General features: G+C 73.5%; 3 protein-coding genes. 2 read left to right on the forward strand and 1 reads right to left on the reverse strand.

The features are described 5' to 3' along the window. Positions 1 to 3: 3 nt before the first annotated feature. The gene (locus ACQPXB_RS24645; protein WP_432856449.1) at positions 4 to 2751 is read left to right on the forward strand and encodes an AAA family ATPase; all 2748 of its coding nucleotides are present in this window, start codon (positions 4 to 6) and stop codon (positions 2749 to 2751) included. A gap of 53 nt (positions 2752 to 2804) precedes the next feature. Here ACQPXB_RS24645 and ACQPXB_RS24650 read toward each other — a convergent pair whose 3' ends face one another. Beyond that, entirely contained in the window at positions 2805 to 3566 is a 762-nt protein-coding gene (locus ACQPXB_RS24650) for a thioesterase II family protein (protein WP_432856452.1), read from the reverse strand. Positions 3567 to 3847: 281 nt separating this feature from the next. Here ACQPXB_RS24650 and ACQPXB_RS24655 point away from each other — a divergent pair, with 281 nt between their 5' ends. Then, positions 3848 to 4882 carry a GDP-mannose 4,6-dehydratase gene (locus ACQPXB_RS24655; RefSeq protein ID WP_366582063.1) on the forward strand — a complete coding sequence of 345 codons (1035 nt, stop codon included), beginning with the start codon at positions 3848 to 3850 and terminating at the stop codon, positions 4880 to 4882. Positions 4883 to 5047: the final 165 nt, after the last annotated feature.

Here is a 5047-nt window from a genome sequence, read left to right on the forward strand (position 1 = left end):
CCCGTGCTCACCGAGCGGGAGCAGGAGACCGCGCTGGTCGCGCGAATCCTGGACGACACGCGACGCAGCGGTACCGGCTGCGTGGTGACCGTCTCGGGACCGCTCGGCATCGGCCGGTCGGCCCTGCTCGGCGCCCTGGCCGAGGCGGCCGTGCTCGACAGCGGGCCCGAAGCGGTGCTCGTGCTGCGGGCCGGCGGTGTGCGGTCCGAACGCGACTTCCCGCTCGGGGTGCTGCGCCGGATGCTCGACGTCCTGCCGGAGACGGCGGTGCGCTTGCCCGATCGTGCCCGGACGGCGGGAGGTCTCGCCGACGCCGACGCGATACGGGTGCGTGACGAGGTGCTGGCCCACGCCGCGGGCCGGCCCCTCCTGGCCCTCGTCGACGACCTCCACTGGGCCGACCCGTGCTCCGCGCGGTGGCTGGCTCTGCTGGCGGAGTCCACTGAGGACCGTCCGGTGGTCCTCGTCGTCGCCGGCCGGCACGACCGGGCCGGCGTGGCGGAAACCGGTCCGCTGGCGCGGATCTACGGCCGCACCGCGCACGAACTGGCGCTGCGCCCCCTCACGCGCGCCGGGGTGAAGCAGGTGATCACCGACTGTTTCGGTGAACCAGGCGACGAAGCTTTCGTCCGCGCGTGCACCACAGTGTCGCACGGCCGCCCCCTGTTCCTCGCCGCTCTCGTGCGGAGCCAGCGTGCCGCGGGCCGGCGGCCCCAGTCCGGTGCCGTCAAGGCCGTGCGGACGTGCCGCCCCGCCGCCATCGGCGCGCGGGCGGTGCAGGCGCTGGCCGTGGAATGCCCGCCGGTCAAGGAAACCGCGTACGCGCTGGCGGTGCTGGGCGAACCGGCCGGCCCCGGACTGCTGACGCCGCTGACCGGGCTCGCGGCCGACGACTGCGCCGCGGCTCTGGCCGCGCTCGCCGCGGCGGGCCTCGTCGACGAGAACGAACCCGCGTGGTTCGCGCACGCGGCGATCGCCGACGCCGTCGAAAACTCTTTGCCCGCCTCGGAAACCGCCGAACGCCACCTGCGGGCGGCCCGGGTGCTCGCCGAAGCCGGCCGGCCGCCCGAGGACGTCGCCCGCCACCTGCTCGCCGCCGAGAGCCCGCCGACCGGCTGGGCGATCGGGTTGCTCAAGGCCGCGGGGCGCGACGCGTTGCAGCGGGGCGATCTCGCCACCGCGCGCCGGTGCCTGCTGCGCGCGCTGCTCGGGGTGACGGCCGGTGGTGCCGACCGCGCGGAGCTGCTCGTGGATCTGGCCACTGTGGAGCGGTCGTCCGCGCCCGTGGCTTCGCTGCGGCACCTGACCCAGGCGTTGCCGGGACTCACCAGCCGCGGCCGCCGGGCCCGGGAGCTCGCGGTGCTGCCGCCGCTGGCCCTGGAGCTGGCACCGGCTTCGCTCACCGCGCAGTTCGCCGCGGCCGCCGCGGGGCTGAGCGTCCCCGCGGATCGCGACCTCGCGCTCGCCCTGGAGGCCCGCCTGCGGTACGCGCGGCTGGGGGAGCTGCGCCCGTTCACCGACGCCCTGGCCGAGTTCGCGCGCCTCGATCCCGCGGCCACCCCGGGCTCCCGCGCCGAACGGGACCAGGCCGCCGTGCTCGTGCACGCCGCGACGCTCGCCGGGCAGGACGCCGAGCGGTGCGGCGTGATCGCGCGGAAAGTCGTGCTCGGCGAGCCGCCCTCGCCCGCCGACGCGCGGACGGCCGTGCCACTCGCCGCGCGCTCGATGCTGGCGCTGGACCTGCTCGACCAGGCCGACTCGTGGCTCGCCTCGCTCACGGTGCTGGCGCGCCGGCAGTGGGGTGAGAACGCGGCCGAGACGTTGGTCGCCCAGGCCGAGCGCGCGTACTCGCTCGCCCGCCGTGGCTGGCACACCGAAGCCGCGACACTGGCCGCGCGCACGCTCGAACGCGCCGACCCGGCGTTCACCGCCGTCGCCGTGCGCTGCTGCGAAACCCTCGCGCTGACCGTAGCCGAAGCCGTGGTCCCGGATCTGGCGCGGCGGGCGCTTTCTGCCTACCGCGCGCGGGAGAACGCGCTGATCCCGGCTTGGCTGGGCAACCTCGTCGACGGCGTGGTCGCGGCCTCCAACGGCGACGCGGAGGCCGCGCTGGAGCACCTGCTCGACTGCGGCCGCGAGTACGACCTCATGGGCTGGGGCAACCCGGCCGTGCTGCCGTGGCGCACCTGGGCCGCGCGGCTGCACCACCGGCTCGGCGCCGAAGAGCTGGCCCACGACCTCATCGAGGAGGAACACGAACGAGCCGCCGCGTGGGGCGCGTCGACCGCGCACGGCCGCGCGCTGCGCGTGTGGGCGAGCATGACCGAGGGCCCGCGCGCCCTGGACCTGGCGCGTGAGGCGATCGAGGTCCTCGACGGCTCGTTCGGGCAGCTGGAGCTCGCGAAGGCTCACATCCTGCTCGGCCGGCGCCTGGCGTCCACCGACCGTGCCGCGTCCGCCGAACACCTGGCCCGCGGCGAGAAGCTCGCGAAAGCCTGCGGTGTCGCCGACGTACGACCCCACGGCGACCCGACGTCCGGCGCGCACCCGGCCGACCTGACGCCGTCGGAGCGCCGCGTCGCGCGGCTCGTGCTGGCGGGCCAGGCGAACCAGCGCATCGCCGAAGACCTGGAGATCAGCGTGCGGGCCGTGGAGAAGCACCTGACGAAGGTGTACCGCAAGCTCGGCATCGCGGGTCGGGGCGGCTTGCCGGATGTCGCGCACATCCTGGAACCCGGCGAGGGGAACTGACCGCACGAAGAGGGCCCGCCGCGACTCGATCGGCGGGCCCTCCTCGTGCGTGCTCAGAAGTCGAGTGCGTCCAGCTCCCGCGCGAGTTCGTGGTTGACCTCGGCCGCGGCCGTCGTGAGGAAGAAGTGGCCGCCGGGGAACGTACGGAGGCGGAACCCGGCGGTGGTGTGCTCGCGCCAGCGTCCGGCCTCCTCGGTCGTGGCCTTCGGGTCCGCGTCGCCGACGAGCGAGAGGATCGGGCACGCCACCGGGCGGCCCGGGCGCGTCGGGTAGGTCTCGATGGCGCGGTAGTCGCTGCGCAGCGACGGCAGGGTCATCTTGAGGATCTCGTCGTTGTCCAGCAGCGACGAATCGGTGCCGTTGAGCCGTTTCAGCTCGGCGAGCAGGCCGGCGTCGTCGCGTTCGTGCACGCGCTCGTCCCGGGTGGTGCCGGGGGCCCGGCGGCCGGAGACCACGAGTGACGCGGGCGCGTGCGGGGTGCCGGCCAGGCGCAGGGCGACCTCGTAGGCGATCGCGGCGCCCATGCTGTGTCCGAAGTAGACGGTCGGCTTCACGGGCTGGGTGGCGAGCACCTCGGCGACCGCGTCGGCGTAGCCGTCGATGTCGGTGATCGCGGGCTCGAGGCGGCGGTCCTGGCGGGCCGGGTACTGGAGCACCACCACGTCGGTCCCGGGGGAGTGGGCCACCGCCACCGGGTGGTAGAAGCTGGCCGAACCCCCGGCGTGCGGGAAGCACACGAGCCGGCGCGCGGCCTGCTCGGCGGGGCGGAAGCGGCGCAGCCAGAGTGCCGGGTCGAGGCCGGTGGTGGCGTTCACGGCTGTCCTTTCGTCGGGGCGGCTCCTTCGTGGACAGTCCAGCACGCCGGAAACCGGGAAGTGTTCAGTCTTTCCGCGGGCGAAACTCGGTGATTCCCCAGCATCCGGCGCCGGTCGTTGACAACGGCGCGGGGCGGCTGCGAGCGTCGGAGCCGAGCCGCCGAGGACGATTCCCCGGTGTCGCAACGGCTTTCCGGCAACTTCTTTCCGATGACAGCCCCGGTCCGGGGCGTCACCCGGCCACCGCCGCGGTGGCTTTTCCGTAGGTGGAAGGGGACAGCATGTCCAGGCGCGCACTGATCACCGGGATCACCGGGCAGGACGGGTCATACCTCGCCGAGCACCTGCTCGCGCAAGGCTACCAGGTGTGGGGACTCATCCGGGGCCAGGCGAACCCGCGCCGGTCGCGGATCGCCCGCCTGATGTCGGACGTGTCCTTCGTGGACGGTGACCTGATCGACCAGCGGAGCCTCGTGTCCGCGATCGAACTGGTGCAGCCCGACGAGGTGTACAACCTCGGCGCGATCTCGTTCGTCCCGATGTCGTGGCAGCAGCCCGAGCTCGTGACGGAGGTCAACGGCATGGGCGTGCTGCGCATGCTCGAGGCCATCCGCATGGTGAGCGGTCTCTCGGCCAGCCGCACGGCGTCGAAGGACGGCCTGATCCGGTTCTACCAGGCGTCCTCGTCGGAGATGTTCGGCAAGGTCGCCGAGACGCCGCAGTCGGAGGACACGATCTTCCACCCGCGCAGCCCGTACGGCGTGGCGAAGGCGTACGGCCACTACATCACCAAGAACTACCGCGAGTCCTTCGGGATGTACGGCGTGTCCGGCATCCTGTTCAACCACGAGTCCCCGCGCCGCGGTGCCGAGTTCGTGACGCGCAAGATCACCCTCGCCGTCGCGGCGATCAAGCTGGGCCTGCAGGACAAGCTGGCGCTGGGCAACCTCGACGCCGTGCGCGACTGGGGTTTCGCCGGCGACTACGTGCGCGCCATGCACCTGATGCTGCAGCAGGACGACCCGGGCGACTACGTGATCGGCACCGGCGAGATGCATTCGGTGCGCGACGCCGTGCGGATCGCCTTCGCGGCCGCGGACCTCGACTGGGAGGAGCACGTGGTGGTCGACCCGGCCCTGGTGCGGCCCGCGGAGGTCGAGACGCTGTGTGCCGACTCCCGCCGGGCGCGCAAGGCGCTGGACTGGGAGCCGAGCGTGGACTTCACCGAGCTGATGACGATGATGGTCCACTCCGACATCGAGCAGGCCGCGCGCGAGCGCGACTACGGCGACGTGCTGCTGGCCGCCGCTTGGTGAACCACTCGCACCCCGGCCCCTGCCGCTGCCCGCGGCGGGGGCCTTCTGCTGTCGGGAAAACCGACGTGAACTAGGGATTTCCCAGGCCCGCCCGGTCGAGACTCGGTGGGGATCGTGACCCGAACGTGTGCCGCCGCGCGGCCGTCCAGATGGGTTGAGCTGAGC

Origin of the sequence: Amycolatopsis sp. CA-161197 (assembly GCF_050942255.1) — a bacterium.
In the GTDB taxonomy this organism is placed as follows: domain Bacteria; phylum Actinomycetota; class Actinomycetes; order Mycobacteriales; family Pseudonocardiaceae; genus Amycolatopsis.